At 69.6% G+C, this 15,160-nt stretch carries 11 protein-coding genes; 6 read left to right on the top strand and 5 right to left on the bottom strand.

Annotated features, from left to right (window positions below; translation table 11 throughout):
• Nucleotides 1-118 precede the first annotated feature (118 nt).
• From ACN469_RS28490 to eutB, 4 genes are all read left to right on the top strand, one after another.
• Nucleotides 119-1,069, top strand: coding sequence for a TIGR02757 family protein (locus ACN469_RS28490; RefSeq protein ID WP_498772782.1), 951 nt, complete (start codon nucleotides 119-121; stop codon nucleotides 1,067-1,069).
• Between the two features lie 94 nt (nucleotides 1,070-1,163).
• A complete protein-coding gene (locus ACN469_RS28485) occupies nucleotides 1,164-3,056 on the top strand; it encodes a two-component system sensor histidine kinase NtrB (RefSeq protein ID WP_498772780.1) in 1,893 nt (630 codons plus the stop codon).
• Between the two features lie 20 nt (nucleotides 3,057-3,076).
• Nucleotides 3,077-4,207 (top strand): dienelactone hydrolase family protein, encoded by a 1,131-nt coding sequence (locus ACN469_RS28480; RefSeq protein WP_498772841.1) that lies wholly within the window; start codon nucleotides 3,077-3,079, stop codon nucleotides 4,205-4,207.
• Nucleotides 4,208-4,319: 112 nt separating this feature from the next.
• Complete coding sequence (gene eutB / locus ACN469_RS28475) at nucleotides 4,320-6,635, top strand: ethanolamine ammonia-lyase subunit EutB (RefSeq protein ID WP_498772778.1); 2,316 nt, start codon at nucleotides 4,320-4,322, stop codon at nucleotides 6,633-6,635.
• Between the two features lie 73 nt (nucleotides 6,636-6,708).
• Here eutB and ACN469_RS28470 read toward each other — a convergent pair whose 3' ends face one another.
• Nucleotides 6,709-8,199, bottom strand: a complete 1,491-nt coding sequence (locus ACN469_RS28470; protein ID WP_498772776.1) for a phytoene desaturase family protein — start codon at nucleotides 8,197-8,199, stop codon at nucleotides 6,709-6,711.
• 177 nt (nucleotides 8,200-8,376) lie between these two features.
• Nucleotides 8,377-9,216 (bottom strand): zinc metalloprotease, encoded by an 840-nt coding sequence (locus ACN469_RS28465; RefSeq protein ID WP_498772774.1) that lies wholly within the window; start codon nucleotides 9,214-9,216, stop codon nucleotides 8,377-8,379.
• 207 nt (nucleotides 9,217-9,423) lie between these two features.
• Here ACN469_RS28465 and ACN469_RS28460 point away from each other — a divergent pair, with 207 nt between their 5' ends.
• Entirely contained in the window at nucleotides 9,424-10,542 is a 1,119-nt protein-coding gene (locus ACN469_RS28460; RefSeq protein WP_498772772.1) for a tetratricopeptide repeat protein, read from the top strand.
• A gap of 21 nt (nucleotides 10,543-10,563) precedes the next feature.
• Here the strand turns inward: ACN469_RS28460 and ACN469_RS28455 are convergent, their stop codons facing one another.
• The 3 genes from ACN469_RS28455 to ACN469_RS28445 all read right to left on the bottom strand — a co-directional run bounded on the left by ACN469_RS28455 (nucleotide 10,564) and on the right by ACN469_RS28445 (nucleotide 14,020).
• Nucleotides 10,564-11,313, bottom strand: a complete 750-nt coding sequence (locus tag ACN469_RS28455; RefSeq protein WP_498772770.1) for an energy transducer TonB — start codon at nucleotides 11,311-11,313, stop codon at nucleotides 10,564-10,566.
• Nucleotides 11,314-11,477: 164 nt separating this feature from the next.
• Entirely contained in the window at nucleotides 11,478-12,194 is a 717-nt protein-coding gene (locus ACN469_RS28450) for a response regulator transcription factor (protein WP_498772768.1), read from the bottom strand.
• Complete coding sequence (locus ACN469_RS28445) at nucleotides 12,191-14,020, bottom strand: sensor histidine kinase (protein ID WP_498772766.1); 1,830 nt, start codon at nucleotides 14,018-14,020, stop codon at nucleotides 12,191-12,193. The genes ACN469_RS28450 and ACN469_RS28445 overlap by 4 nt, the downstream gene beginning before the upstream one ends.
• Nucleotides 14,021-14,244: 224 nt before the next feature.
• Here ACN469_RS28445 and ACN469_RS28440 point away from each other — a divergent pair, with 224 nt between their 5' ends.
• A complete protein-coding gene (locus tag ACN469_RS28440; protein WP_498772764.1) occupies nucleotides 14,245-14,985 on the top strand; it encodes a hypothetical protein in 741 nt (246 codons plus the stop codon).
• The last annotated feature ends 175 nt before the right edge of the window (nucleotides 14,986-15,160 follow it).

Raw genomic sequence — 15,160 nt, 5'->3', positions numbered from 1 at the left:
CGGAAGGGGGCGTGGACCCCCGGGACGACAAGTCTCGGGAAGCGCGGGCGGCGGGCCGCCGTTCCAGGAACATTTGGGAGCCCCCGACGTGACACGCCGCTCGAAGTCGAACCCTGGCTTGAGCTCCCGGGCAGCCGAGCACCTGCGCCCCCGGCTCGACGCCTTGCTGGCCTCCTCGGATGCCCGGGCCCGTATCGGGTTCGACCCGGTGGAGTTCCCGCACCGCTACCAAGACGCTCGCGACATCGAGGTGAGCGCGCTGCTCGCCTGTGCGCTGGCCTATGGGCGCGCGGACCTGTTCCGTCCCAAGGTGGACTCGCTGCTTCAACGCATGGGGCCGTCACCCGCGGCCTATGTGCGCGAGCTCGACATCCCTGGCGCGAAGGCACTGCTGGACGGCTTCGTCTATCGCTTCAACGTGGGCACCGATGTCGCGGTGCTACTCCTGGGCATGGGACGCGCGCTGCGCGAGCACGGCGACCTGGAGTCCCTCTTCGTCCAGGGGCTCGCGGCCGAGGGAAGCCTGCATGGCGCGCTGGGGGCCTTCACCACCGCGCTGCGCCGCGTGCCGCTGGAGCCCCTGCGCGCGGCGATGGGCCCCGAGCGGGGACTCCACCACCTGCTGCCTTCTCCGCTGGGTCCGGGCGCGGCCAAGCGCTTGAACCTGTTCCTGCGGTGGATGGTGAGGGGGCCGGACGCGGTCGACTTCGGCATCTGGAAGCGCGTGTCGCCTTCGGTCCTGATGATTCCGTTGGACACGCACATCGGCCGTATCGCCGGCCACCTGGGTCTTACGCGCCGCAAGGATTTGACGTGGCGCACCGCGGAAGAGGTGACGGCCTCGTTGCGGGCCCTGGATGCGCAGGACCCGGTCCGCTACGACTTCGCGCTCTGCCACTATGGGATGAGCGGTGCGTGCCCGGCGCAGCCGGTGCCGGAGAACTGTGCGCGCTGCCCGTTGCTGCCTGCCTGCCTCGTGGGGCCGGGTGTGGTGGCGACGGCGACCCGTCGGGTCTCCGGTGCCTCGCGATCGAAGGGCTCTTCGGTGTCGAATGGGGAACGTCGTTGACCCTGGAGCGCCGGAACGCTGCAATCCGGCCGGATGTCTCCGTGTCTTCTCCAGGGTGACATCAAGGCCTCCCCGGGCCGAGGAGCGTGAAGCGGTGCTCGCGACACTGGTGGCGGTGCCCCCGGCGGTGGCGGCTGCGGTGGAGCGCGGCGTCCGCGCGTCGGGAGCGGGACAGTCCTGCCACGTGTTGTGCGTGACGGGGGCCGACGTGATTGCCGCTCCGGTGGAAGAGGGGCTGCTGGTGACGTGGGACCCCGGCGGCCCGCTGGAGGAGGTGCTCGCGGGCGTGCGTCGACTCCACGCGCTCCGGGTCTCCTCGCGCACGCACCTGGTGGTGCTCACGACCCGCGAGGACGTGGAGGCCGAGGCCCTGGCGGAGGCTGGCGCCGACGAGTGTGTCGAGTCACCGGAGCGAGGTTGGGGCGCGCGGCTGGTGACGCTGCGTCGGCGGCTGGAGACGGAGACGGGCGAGAGGGATTTGCAGGCGCTGCGCCGCACCTGTGAGTTCCTCCGCAACGCGCTGGACGCGGTGCCGGAGCCGCTCTTCGTGAAGGACCGGCAGCACCGCTGGGTGGCGGTCAACAGCGCCTTCTGTCGAGTGATGGGGCACCCCGCGGAGCACCTGCTGGGCCGCTCCGACCACGAGTTCGTCGCCCAGCACGAGGCGGACGGCTTCTGGCGCAACGACGAGCAGGTGTTCCGCTCCGGCATCCCCGACGAGAGCGAGGAGACGCTCACGGACCGGACAGGACTGGCCCGGGTGCTGATGACGAAGAAGGCCACGTTCAACGGCGCTGGAGAGACGTTCCTGGTGGCCATCATCCGTGACGTCACCGACCGCAAGCGCCTGGAGTCGCAGCTCCTGCTCGCGGAGCGGATGGCGTCGGTGGGCACGCTGGCGGCTGGCGTGGCGCACGAAATCAACAACCCCCTGGCCTATGTCAGCTCCAACCTCGCGTATGTGAAAGATCTGCTGGCGCAGCCGACGCTGTCCTCGGAGCACTTGCCGGAGCTGCGTGAGGTGGTGGCGGATGCCATCGATGGCGCGGGGCGCGTCAACGCCATCGTCCGGGACTTGCGCACCTTCGCGCGCGGGGACGAAGAGCGCCACGGCCCGGTGGATGTGCTGCGCGCGGTGGAGGGCGCCCTGCGACTGGTGCGCAACGAGCTGACGCACCGGGCGCGTGTGGTGTGCACGCTGGAGCAGGTGCCGCCCATCCACGGCAACGAGGTGCGGCTGGGGCAGGTGGTGCTGAACCTGCTGGTGAACGCGCTCCAGGCGCTGCCCGCGCGTCCCGCCGAGGAGAACCGGGTGCGCGTCAGCCTGCGCACCGGACGCGCGGGACAGGTGGAGCTGGAGGTCGCCGACAACGGGCTGGGCATGGCGCCGGAGGTGCAGCGCCGCATCTTCGACCCGTTCTTCACCACGCGCTCCGTGGGGGAGGGGACGGGCTTGGGGCTGTCCATCTGTCTCACGTTGGTGCAGGCGATGGGGGGCCGCATCGAGGTGAACAGCGCGCAGGACTGGGGGAGCACCTTCCGCGTGGTGTTGCCGGCCCTCGCGGTGGGCACGGTCGCCGCGCCCGAGGCGCCGGTGCTCGGCGTGGTGGTGCCGCTGGCGGTGCGTCGCAGGCTGCTGCTCATCGATGACGAGCCGTCCGTGGGCAACTCGGTGAGCCGACTGGTGCGCGACGTCTACGACGTGCATGCGGTGCAGGACGCACGCGAGGCGCTGCGACGCTTGTCCACGGGCGAGCGCTTCGATGCCATCCTGTGTGATTTGATGATGCCGGGAATGAGCGGAATGGACTTCGTGGTGGAGTTGGAGCGGCTGGCGCCCGAGTTGGTGCTGCGCACCGGGATGATGACGGGCGGAGCCTTCACCGCGCAGGCGCGCGAGTTCGTGGGCCGTCACTCGCGGGGGCTCCTGGAGAAGCCCTTCGAGCGCGAGCGGCTGTGCACCTTCGTGGAGCATCTCTTCCCGTGAGGCGAAAGACCTGGAGGAACCTGGGCCTCGGTCTGGCCGTGGTGCTGGTGGGCGTGGTGCTGGTGGGCGTGCATTGGCTGCCAGGCCTGTCGTTCGTCGTGCGCGCCGCGGGGATGGAGGGCTCGGTGCCCGAGGTGGTGGCCCGGTGGCGCAACGGGCCCTACGAGGTCAGCGAGCTGCGGGTCCCCACCCGTCACGGTGAGGTGCGCGCGCGGCTGTATCGGCCTCACGAGGTGAGGGGGAGCACGGTGGTGCTGACCTCGGGCGTGCATGCCGAGGGCATCGACGAGCCACGGCTGGTGAAGCTGGCCAAGGACCTGGCGACGGGCGGACAGACGGTGCTCACTCCCGAGCCGCCGGACCTGCTGCGCTACGAAATCACCCCACGGCTCCCCGACGTCATCGAGGACGCGGCCCTGTGGACGGCCTCGCGCGAGGACCTGGCGCCTGGAGGGAAGGTGGACCTGTTCGGCATCAGCTTCTCGGGAGGGCTCTCCGTCGTCGCGGCGGGGCGGCCCGCGCTTCGAGACAAGGTCGCCTCCGCGCTCTCCTTCGGAGGACATGGAGACCTGCCCCGGGTGCTGGCCTTCCTGTGCAGCGGGGTGTTGCCGGATGGCTCGCGCCTGGCGCCGCATGACTACGGCGTGGTCATCATCCTGCTCAACGTCGCGGACCGGCTGGTTCCACCCGAGCAGGTGGAGCCGCTGCGCGAGGGCATCCGGACCTTCCTGCGCGCGTCGCACCAGACGCAGACGGACGGCAAGCTGGCGGAGGAGACCTTCGCCCATGCGCGGGTGTTGCAGATGCGCATGCCCGAGCCCGCGTCGAAGCTGATGGGGTATGTGAACACGCGGGACGTGGCGGCGCTGGGGCCGCTGCTCTTGCCGCTGGTCCAGGAGTTCGCCGCGGCCCCGTCGATGTCGCCGGCCCGGTCTCCCGCGCCCGCCGCGCCCGTGTATCTGCTCCATGGCGCCGGGGACACGGTGATTCCAGCCATGGAGTCCGTGTTGCTGGCGGAGGTGCTGCGCCCCTACACGGAAGTACACCAGCTCTCCACGCCCCTCATCAGCCATGCGGAGGTGGACAAGAAGGCGGGAGCGGGGGACGTGGTCCGGATGGTGAGGTTCTGGTCGAGCCTGCTGGACGAGTGAGGCGGCCCCGGGCCCTGATTGGCTGGAGGGTGGGCCCTCAGGCGTCATCCAGCGGACAACGCGGTGCGGGCATGGCTACCGGAATGAAACGGCGGATACATTGTCCCGCGTCATGAGCGTCAGTCTCCGTGACGTCCTCTCGGGTGAGGACGTGTTCGGCTACATCCATCGGGTTCAAGGTTCCTTCGACTCACGTCTCTTCCAGCGGATTCTCGGCGCCGCCAATGAGTTCAAGGAGGGCGACGAGGCCCTTGGCATCGCCGCCGCCGACGAGGACTCCCGGGCCAATGCGCGCACACTGCTGGCTCGCACGCGGCTGAGCGACCTGCACTCGCACCCTCCCTTCGAGGACCGGCTCCACGCCTTCATGATGGAGGCCCTGGACGTCGAGGTGCTTCAGCGGCTGGGGGCCTGGACGCTGGGACAGCTCAAGTCGTACCTGCTCACGGCCGACGAGGCGGACATCAAGGCCATCCTGGGGGGCCTGGGCAGCGACGTCATCGCGTGTGTCGTGAAGCTGATGAGCGACGCGGAGCTGAAGGCGGTGGGCTCGCGCATCTTCCATCCGTTGCCGGGCAGCAAGCTGGGCGCGAAGGGGTATCTGGGCGCGCGGCTCCAGCCGAACTCGCCCACGGACCATCCGGACGACATCCGCTGGCAGGTGTTCAACGGCTGGTCCTTCGCGGTGGGCGACGTGGTGCTCGGGACGAACCCGGTGTCCTCCGCGCCGGAGTCCGTGGCCGCGGTGGAGGCCGCGCTGCACGACCTCCTCGTCACCTTCGGGCTCACCGAGGTGATGCCTCACTGCGTGCTCTCGCACATCGACGTGCAGGCGAAGGTGGAGGCGATGCGGCCCGGCTCCACGGGCATCTGGTTCCAGAGCCTCGCGGGCAATGAGGCGGCGAATCGGACCTTCGACCTCACGCTCGAGAAGATGTCGGCGCACGCGGCGAGTCGGACGGGGCGCTACGGGCTCTACTTCGAGACGGGGCAGGGCGCGGACGCGACGAACGGGCATCACTTCGGCTGCGACATGCTGGTGCACGAGTCACGCAAGTACGGCTTCGCCCGGGCGCTGAAGGAGCGGGTGGCGTTGGCGCAGCTCGGGGCGGGACAGGCGCCCGCGCCGTGGGTGCACGTGAATGACGTGGCGGGGTTCATCGGTCCGGAGGTGTTCCGCACCCGGGAGCAGCTCGTTCGCTGCTGCCTGGAGGACATCGTCATGGGCAAGCTGCACGGGCTGATGATTGGCCTGGACGTGTGCTCGACGCTGCACATGGACGTGTCGCTGGATGACCTGGGCTGGTGTCTGGAGCAGGTGGTGGAGGCCGCGCCCGGCTATCTGATGGCGCTGCCCACGCGCAATGACCCGATGCTCAGCTACCTGACGACGAGCTTCCAGGACCACGTGCGGCTGCGGGAGACGAAGGGGCTCAAGGTCGATGACCGGATGTGGGCCTTCTTCCAGTCGCTCGGGGTCATCGACGAAGCGGGGCGGCCCACCGAGCACTTCGGGGACCCGGCCTGGGTGTATCTCCAGTATCGCCGTCGCAAGGGGGATGTTCGCTCGGACGCGAGTGTCCTCGAGGAAGCGCGCTCCGAGATGGCGGCGGTGCGTGAGCGGGGCGTGCCGCTGGCGGTGGGGCATGGCGAGACGCCGTGGGACCTGGAGCCGTCGCTGGAGCGGGAGCTGCGCGCGCTGTACGAGGACGCGAAGGTGGGGCTCTGGTCGGAGCTGACGGACTCTGCGGTGGCCAAGATTCCCGAGGCGGTGGTGCTGCGCACGTGCGCGGAGGACCGTCGCGACTACATCCTGCATCCTCCGACGGGGGAGCGGCTGGACTCGGCTTCCGAGCTGGCGGTGCGGATGCTGCGGCTGCGCCATGAGGGCCGCTGGAACGCGCAGATTCTCGTCTCGGATGGCTTGGATGCGCGCTCGTTGATGGACGAGGGGCACTTGTCCCCATTCCTGATGGAGCTGCGGCGGGAGCTGGAGGCGGGTGGGTGGAAGGTGGCGCCGGAGCACCTGGTGCTGAAGCAGGGGCGCGTGCGGGCCGGGTATCAGGTGGGTGAGCTGTTGTTCGGAGAGGCGGATGACAGCTCCCCGAGAGCGCTCATCCACGTCATCGGCGAGCGTCCGGGCTCGGGGCACCATGCCTTCTCCGCGTACCTCACGGCGCCCTCCGCGAACACGTGGTGGCGACAGGGCAGGGCGGACCACGACATCACCCGGCTCATCGCGGGCATCTCCGATACGAGCGTCCGTCCGGAGTCGGCGGCGCGCGAAGCGGTGAGCATCCTCGCGGAGCTGACCTCCACGACGCGAATGAAGTCACCCACCGTGGTGGGCAAGACGGACCTGCGCGCGGTGCCCGAGCTGCAAGCCGCGCCCGAGCTGAGAGTGGAGCCTGAGCTGGCTCATCGCTGAGGCGGAGCTGTCGCCGCGAGGTGCGCGGCCAAGGCATGTGGCGGCACGGAGGCTTCCTCTCGCCTGAACAAGCTCATCGCTGATTCGCGATGCTCGCCGCCGTGCGGACACCGCCCACGGCGGTGGCCAGCGTGCTCTGACCCGGAAACACCGAGTCACCCACCAGCCACAGTCCGTCCATGACACGCAGGGGGCCCAGGTGTCGGTAGTGGCTCCAGCCAGCGCGCCGGGGAACGCCGCCCACCGCTCCGCCCTCTCGCTGCGTGAAGCGCTGAAACGTGCGCGGTGAGCCCGTCAGCTCATGGGTGACTCCGGTCATCCACTCCGGCGCCAGCCGCTCCAGTCCTTCGCGCATGCGCGACTGGATGCCCGCGATGTATCGCGCCTGTTCCTCCGGAGTCCCTCCGATCAGCGTCTTCAGCGGGACATGCGTCGACGCCGTCACCGTGCGGAGTCCCTCGGGGGCACGACCCGTATCCGCCTCACCGCTGATGGACATGAAGACGTGGTTGCCTTCGATGAAGGGCGCCCGCGGGTCCCGCACCAGCTCCAGGTGGCTTGCTTCCGCCGCGCCGCCGCGAGGCGCCTTCACCACGCGATAGAGCATGGCCGCGCCCCAGCCCTCCGCGACATGCTCGGACAAGGCCCTCAGACGGGGAACGCGCTCCGGTGAGAGTCCCGCGAGCCGCATCAACCCGCTCGGCAACAGGTTGGCCACGACGTGTCTTGCACGCAGCTCACCTCGCCGCGTCCGCACCCGCCAGCCGCCGTCCCGAGGCTCGATGGCTTGCACCCTGTTCGCCAGCAGCACCGTCCCCCCGCGCGCCTCCACCGCGTGCGCCAGCGCCTTCGCCAGCACGCCGATGCCACCCCTCACATGGCCCGTACCGCGCCAGTAGTAGTCCATGGCCGCGAGCGCGAAGGGCGCCTCCGCCTCCCCGGCCGAGCACTGAACGGTGATTTGACAGAGCGCATCCAGATACGTGCGCAGCGGCGCGAAGCCAGAGAGTCCCAGGTGCTCCAGCACGGCCCCCAGCGGTCTCCCCATCCACCGCGCGAGCGGCGCGTATCGATGAATCCGTCCCGCATGTCGAAGCAGCGCCCGCAGGTCCAGGGGCGGCAGCAGGTCCGGGTCATCGAACAAGGGCCAGAGCGCGCCCGCCACCTGTGCCTGAAGGTCGAACAACCGCCGCACCGACGAAGCCGGAGCCCCCGGCAGCGAGCACAACGAGTCGATGAACCGCGCGCGATTCCGCGACACCGCCAGCCGAAGCTCCGGCGTGCGCAGCTCCACCACCGGCTCCAACCAGTCCACCGTCACGTCCAGCCGGTGCTCGCGAATCCAGCGGCCGAAGAGCTGGTGGGGCTCGAAGCCGGAGAACAGCGTGGCGCCCGCCTCGAAGGCGTAGCCGTCCCGCTGGAACGTGCTGGCGCATCCTCCCGGGTAGCTCAGCGTCTCGCAGAGCGCGACCCTGGCGCCTCGCCGCGTCAGCTCCAGGGCCGTGGCCAGTCCACCAAAGCCCGCGCCCACCACCACTGCGTCGTAATCGAGGGTCGACATCATCCAGGTCGGCGTCATCGGGACGAGGTGTCGAGGTCCCTGGAACTCTGGACCCGTGCCTCGGGCCCGAGCCGCTCCTAACGAAGTCGCGCTCCGCTCGCGAGCGATTCCCCGCGAACGTGGGCCGCTCGACACTGTCCACCGCACGTCGTCCGCGCGGTGGACGTCCTCATATCGCCCTCAGCGATGCATGAGCGCCATCGAATCCATGCGTGCTGACTGGCCCGGAGTGAACTCGGACATGCACGCGTCATCGACGTAACCCATGTAGTTGCGGATCGGATCGGGCCCCAGGTCGGTCAGACACGAGTCCACTCCCACCGCGCACGTGTACGTCGGCTTGGCCCGAGGCGTGTCGCTGACGCCATCGTCCGTCGTGCAGCCCACCATGGTGTGCAGCAGGCCCAGCCAGTGTCCCACCTCGTGCACCGCCGTGTCTCCCTGCGCGAACGGCGAAGCGGTGCCACCGGGCAGCGTGGCATTCAGTAACACCACGCCGTCGTTGGTCGGCGCCCCGGCGACATTCCAGGGGAACGTGGCCCACGCGAGGAGCCCGTTCCCCGGGTTCGTCAGGTACAGGTTCAGGGACTCCTTGCCACCCCGGCGCAGCGCGTTCTTCACCATGGTTTCGACCGTGCTGCCGGGCGCCATCACGTACCACGTCGCGTTCGTCGTCCGTGTCACCGTCACCAGGTCGAACCAGAAGGGCGTGGCGCTGTAGGCCGCGCGCAGGACATCGACCTGCGCGAGAATCGTCGCCAGCGGGACGTCCCCATTCGCGACCCCCGTGCCCCGATTGATGACGTGCACATAGGTTGGTACCCGCACCGAGCCCGGCAGCCGCATCGCGCTCACGCCCTGGCTCGACTCCTGGGCCACGCGAGTCAGCGTCTCCTCCGTGGGGTCCTCCGTCCCACAGCGCGAAGCCGTGACGTCGGGCTCCAGCGGCTCGAGTCCACCACCACAGCCCCAGGCCAGCAGACTCACCAGGACGAATGCCCCCGCGTTGCTTCGCTCCATGACCTGCCTCCAGTTTCGTGAGTGCAACGGATGTGTCGCCGCAGCGGCTCGAAATCAGGCGCTCTCCGACATCATTGTAAAACGTGTCGGCTCGCGCCAGGGGGTGTCGCGACCCCAGGGAGGAAGGCCGTCAATCGTTCGAGGGCGGGCAAGCCAGGGGCGAGGGAGGCGTAGACTGGAGCAGACCGCTCACCGAAAGGGCTTCCCGTGCACCGCCCCCTCGTCGTCCTCTGCTTCGTGCTCGTGGCCGGCTGCGCTTCGACGGGAAAACCCGCGCCCACTTCGGGGACGGAGAGGGTGTCGAAGGCGCCGACGAAGCCGCCCTTCCTCAACCCCGCGGAGATCGTGAAGCGGATAGAGGCCTCCCCGGTGGTGTACGGCATCGAGGGAAAGGACTCGCCTCCGGGCGGCTGGGCGGACCAGCTCTGGCCGCAGCGGGTGGCCTCGCGTGAGTCTCCGCGTGTGGTGCAGGAGAAGGGGGAGCTCGTCATCCTCGACTGGCCCGAGAACCCGAAGGCGCGGGCCTTGCTCGACGAGGCGGAGCCGCACTTCCAAGCGAAGCGCTTCGCGGAGGCGGCGAAGCTGTACGAGCAGGCCACGAAGGTGTGCCCGGACTGCTATCTCGCGTGGAACTTCCGGGGTGACGCGGCGTACTTCGCGGGCGACGCGGCCACCGCGCTGGAGCACTACAAGACCGCGACGCGCATCAACCCGAATGACCACCGCTCCTGGTTCTTCCTGGGCAACGCGTACGCGCGCCTGGGGCGCTTCGATGAAGCGCTGGAGTCGTGGGCGTGGTGCCTGGTGCTGAACCCGCGCTATCCCATCATCCGTCAGTTCTTCCGCGCCAACTCCGGCCTGGGGCTCGTCGTCCGTGAGGACGCCATCATCCCGCGTGGCTACGCGGAGCGAGCCGGGCAGGGCGTCACCATCCAGTTCGACCCGGACCATGACCCCTCCTGGCTCGCCTTCGCCAACTGCAAGGGCCTGTGGCTGGGCGAGCCGTCGCATCGCGAGGAGATGACGGGCACCACGAAGGAGCACTACACGACGGTGGAGGAGATGGAGTGCCTGGGCTCGGCGCTCATCGTCCATGCGAGCCAGAAGCACGCGGGAACGGCGGAGCGCTCCGATCCGACGCTGGACCGCCTGGCCGCCATCACCGATGACGGCATGTTGATGCAGGCGGTGCTCTTCGAGGTGGGGGCTCGCATCCACCCCCAGGTCGTCCTCACGTTGGAGGACGATGTTCGTCAGCGGCTCAAGGCGTATGTGCTCAAGCATGTCCTGGTGCCGGCGTCCGCCGTCGGAGGCTACGACTTGTGACGGACGCGCGGCGGGCCCAGGTCAGCGAGGCAGCTTGAAGCGCAAGGTGAACACGTAGGAGACGCTCTGCGGGCGGCCCTGGAACGTCACGGGGCTGTAGCGGCGGTGGTGCAGTGCATCCAGCACCTCCTCGTCCATGTGCGCCAGGCCCTTGAGGATGCGGCAGTCGCGCACGTCTCCCTCGCGAGACACGACGCATTTGGCGATGACCGTCCCCTCCACGCGGGCCATGCGGGCCTGCTCGGTGTACTCGAGCGGAGGGCCTCCCAGGAGCACCGGCTGCGTCATGCCCTGCCCGAACGGGAGCACCTCTTCGCCCGTGCCACTGCCGCCGGGCTCCAGGCCGGGGACGTACGGCACGCCGATGACGGTGCTGTTCGGGTCGCCATCCGGGTGGCCGCCCGGCACGCCGTCACCCGGAGGAACCGTCTCGTCGGTGTCCGAGGTGTTCGCCACCGGCTCCGGCTCCACCGGCTGCGGGTCCGCCGGAAGCGGGTTGATCTGCGTGGGCATCGTGGTGCGCTTGGGCTTGCGCGGCTTCGGCGGAGTGGCCTGCTTCGGCTGGGCCGGCGCCGCGTAGCCCTTCGCCACCTGCTGACGGCCCTGGTAGATGGTCAGGACGTGGTCCTTCTCCGGCTCCACGGCCAGCTCAGCGGGCCGCGAGGAGATGACGAGGACCGCGCCGAACAACCCCGCGTGGACCGCGACGGACCACCACAACCCCATGCCCAACCGCCCTGCTCGCTGCCGCTCGATGACCGACTTGAACACGGAAGCCTCCTCCCACCGACGGGCGCTCCCGGAGTCCACCGCACCACACGGTGGTTCTCCGGCGTGGGCAGTTGGCTTGGAGCGCCCCGTCCACGCACCACTCAAACTACGGAGTCGGCGCCGTGGAATGGCCGGAGGCAGTCCATCTGTTGGTCATGGTTCTGTCATGACGAGGAGACCTCCATCCGGTAGCCCACCCCGCGAAGGGTGTGGATGGTGAAGCCCGAGGCGCTCGTCCAGCCGAGCTTCTTCTTCAGGTTGGACACGAAGTTGTCCACCGTGCGCGGGTCCACCACCACGTCGCGGCCCCACACCGCGTCCAGGATTTCTCCTCGGGGCAGCGCGCGCTCGCGGTGGCGAAGCAGGTAGGCCAGCAGGTCGAACTCCGTGCGCGTCAGCTCCACGCCCGCGCCATCCGGCTTCGCCACGGTGCGGCGGCCCAGGTCCAGCGCGTAGCCGCCGAACGTCGTCACCTGGGCCGGCGCCGTCCCCGCACGGCGGACGAGGGCACCCACGCGCGCGAGCAGCTCCCGCAGGCGATAGGGCTTGGTGAGGTAGTCCTGGGCCCCGGCGTCGAAGCCCCGGACGATGTCGTCCTCGAGCGAGCGCGCGGTGAGCATCATCACCAGGCACTTCACGCCTTGCGCGCGCAGGCGGCGGCAGAAGCTGTAGCCGTCCTCGCCCGGGAGCATCACGTCCAGGATGAGCAGGTCGAACTCGCGCTGGCGCAAGAGCGGCTCCGCGTCGCGGGCGCTCGGGGCCTCGGAGACGATGTAGCCCTCGTCCAGCAGGTTGTCCCGGAGCCCGACGCGCAGGTGCGCATCGTCCTCGACGATGAGGATGGCGGGACGGGTGGAGGAGGGTGGGGTGGAGGTGGTCATCGACGCGGCTCGTGGAAGGTCAGCGCGAACGTGGTCCCCTCGGGTGTGGAGGAGGCCACCTGGATGTCGCCATGGTGCAGCTTCATGATTTTCCGGCACAGCGCCAAGCCTAGACCGCTGCCGTGCACCTCCTGTCCGGGAGGCGTCAAACGATAGAAGTCCTGGAAGACGTTCTCCCATTCGGACTCGGGGATGCCCACGCCGTTGTCGCGGAAGAGCATGGTGCAGCCGTGACCCTCGAACATCCGGGCGCTCACGGAGATGCGCACGGGGTTGCGCTGGTTGTACGCGCACGCGTTGCGGCCCAGGTTGGAGAAGAGCAGGCGCAACAGGGACGGGTCCGCCTCCAGCTCCGCGTCGTCCATGTCCGTGGTGAGCTCCACCGGCACGGAGGTGGCCGAGGCCAGGTCGTCCCGCAGCGGGTTGACCAGCTCCTCCAGGCGCACGCGGGAGGAGCGCAGCGTCCAGCGCCCCTTGTCGATGCGGTTGAACGACAGGATGTTCTCCACCAGGAAGTGGAGCCCGTCGGCGGCCTGGACGATGCGGGCCGGGTAGTCGCGCACCTCGGGCGTGTGGGCCAGCTTGCGCTCCAGCGTCTCGCCGAGCAGGCGGATGGAGGCCAGCGGCGTGCGCAGCTCATGAGAGACGGTGGCCACGAAGTCGCTCTTGAGCTCCAGGAAGCGGTACTTGCGCTGCTGTGACACCAGCGCCAGCGCGACGATGGCCGCCGCGAGCGCGCCGCACACGGCCACCAGCAGCGTCTTCAGGCCATAGCGCGCCTCGATGTCCACCTCAGCGCGAGCCCACTCGGGGAGCTCCACGAGCAGCGGAATCTCCCGGGCCGGTATCGCCGGGCGGTCCGTCTGCAGGCGCACCCGCCCATCCGCGCCGAAGAGCCCGCGCGTGCGCATGTCCTGGGTGATGGGGATGAGCAGCGCGGGGATGTCCACGGCGATGCCGTACAGCACCTCTCCGCGAGGCTCCACGTACCACTGCTCTCCCAGCAGGGTGGGCTCCACCAGCCCCTCGGGCATCACGAGCATGCCCGCGCCCGCTTCGCCCGAGCGCTCCAGGAAGTCGCGCGTGGGCTCCCCCAGCGCGGCGCTCAACCGGACGATTCGGGCCTGGAGGAAGTCGAAGTCCGCCTGGGAGAAGCGCGAGCGCGCGCGCAGCAAGTCCCGCTGCAGGCCCGCGCCCCGGCTGATGCCGCCGAACTCCTCCGGGAGTCCCTCGCGCAGCAGGGCGCGGATGAGCGGCGTGGTGACGGGGCCGCGCTGCAGGTGCTCCACCGCGAGCAGCAGGAAGGGCAGCTCCTGCTCGGCGGGGAGCGTCTGGCGCGTGTGGTGGCGCAGCAGCTCTTCCACCAGCGCGGTGGCGCGCCTCGTCTCTCCCGCGACCAGGGCGGCCTGGGCCGCGCGCAGCCTCGCGAGCCGGGGCTCCCAGCCCTCTGTGTGGACGCTCCCCCGGAGGTGGTCGGAGAGCATCTCGTAGAGGGCGCGCGCGGGCATGTCCTGGCCCGGCAGGGGATGGGTGAGGCGCGGGAGGAACTGGTGGCCGCGGAACTGGAGATAGAAGCCCTCGCCGGGAGCGAGGGGATTGTCCACGGCGGCGTGGATGGCGAAGACCTGCTCCTCGAGCTGACGGGCGAGGACCTGTCGCAGGGACTCGGTGGCGGCGTGGGCCAGGGCGTCGCGGCGGGAGCGGACCTGGGCGTGCGCGTCCTCGCGCTCGCGCGTGAAGATACGTTGGAGGCTCACCAGCCCCCAACCGAGGGCGAGGAGCCCGCAACCCAGGGCGATGAGCGTGGGAAGGAGCCTGCGCAACATGCGATTCGTTGAGGGTCACTATCGCACAGGAAGGTGCCCCAGGAGACCTTTCGCATCGCCCCCGGGGGCTGGCGAGTGTCCCAGGCCAGCGGACGGGCAGCCTCGCGGGTCCACGGGGCGACAGCGGAAGGAGGAGGGGACTGGCCGCCGGGGCAAGACGGTGCCGAGGTTCAGCCGTGGGCCCGAGGTGTCCACGCGGGCCTTAACCGAAGGGAGGTCCGCCCATGCACTTTCCCCTGTCACGGCTGTCCCCCGATGGGCCGTTGGTACTGTGGGGGGGAGAGCTTCCCTCCGGTGGGCTCAAGTACCTGACGTTTTCTCGCTACCTGGAGACGGTGCCCGAGGGCGCCCGTGGGTTGGTGGAGCTGTCGGGCTCCTCGTCGTCTCTCGCGCTGGATGCGCTGGGCAAGGAGCGCGGGCTGCCGGTGCTCGCGCTCACGGATACGGCCGGTGCCGCCTACCTGCGAGGGCAGGGGTTCGGCGGCGAGGTGCGCACCGTGCGCCAGCTCTCCGAGGCCTGGGAGGTGGCGCTGGGCTACGAGCGTCAGGGCTGGTGCTGGCCTCGGCAGCTCTCCAACGGCGCGCTGGTGGGCTGCGTGGAGGGCTGGGCCAGCGAGCTGCGCGACTTCGTGCGCGAGGCGTTTCCCACGGTGCGGCTGGTGGTGAGCGGCTTCGGTACGGGCGCGACGGTGGTGGGGCTGCACCGCGCCTTCACGCCGGAGGGCTACGACGTGGTGGGCCTGCAGCCATCACTGGGCGCGCCGCTGCCGGGCTGGCGGCGGTGGATGGAGCAGAACCTGGGCGAGGCCGACCTCTTCCATCCCCACCGCGAGGAAGTGGTACTGGAGACCGCCGGGCCCAAGCATTCGGATGGCCTGGCCGCGCTCCTCACGTATGCACGCGCGGAGGCCCGGCCCGACGAAGTGCTCGTCATCGCCCACAACGCGCGCCCGCCGTTTGGCTGATACACGGCCTCGCGGTGAACGCAACTGTGTGACAAATAGTCTGCCTTCTCCGAATTGCCAGCCAGTAATTGTGGCAATTCTTGGTATTCTTGCTCGGGGGGTAGGCGAGTTGCGGGGGGCAATTGTGTTGGTAACAAAATAATCGTTAACCTCTGGACGCCCTGCCGAGCAGGCG

Origin of the sequence: Corallococcus terminator (assembly GCF_049194865.1) — a bacterium.
In the GTDB taxonomy this organism is placed as follows: Bacteria; Myxococcota; Myxococcia; order Myxococcales; family Myxococcaceae; genus Myxococcus; species Myxococcus terminator_A.
Note: the sequence above shows the minus strand (reverse complement) of the source record. Positions and strands in the feature narration are given on the sequence as shown.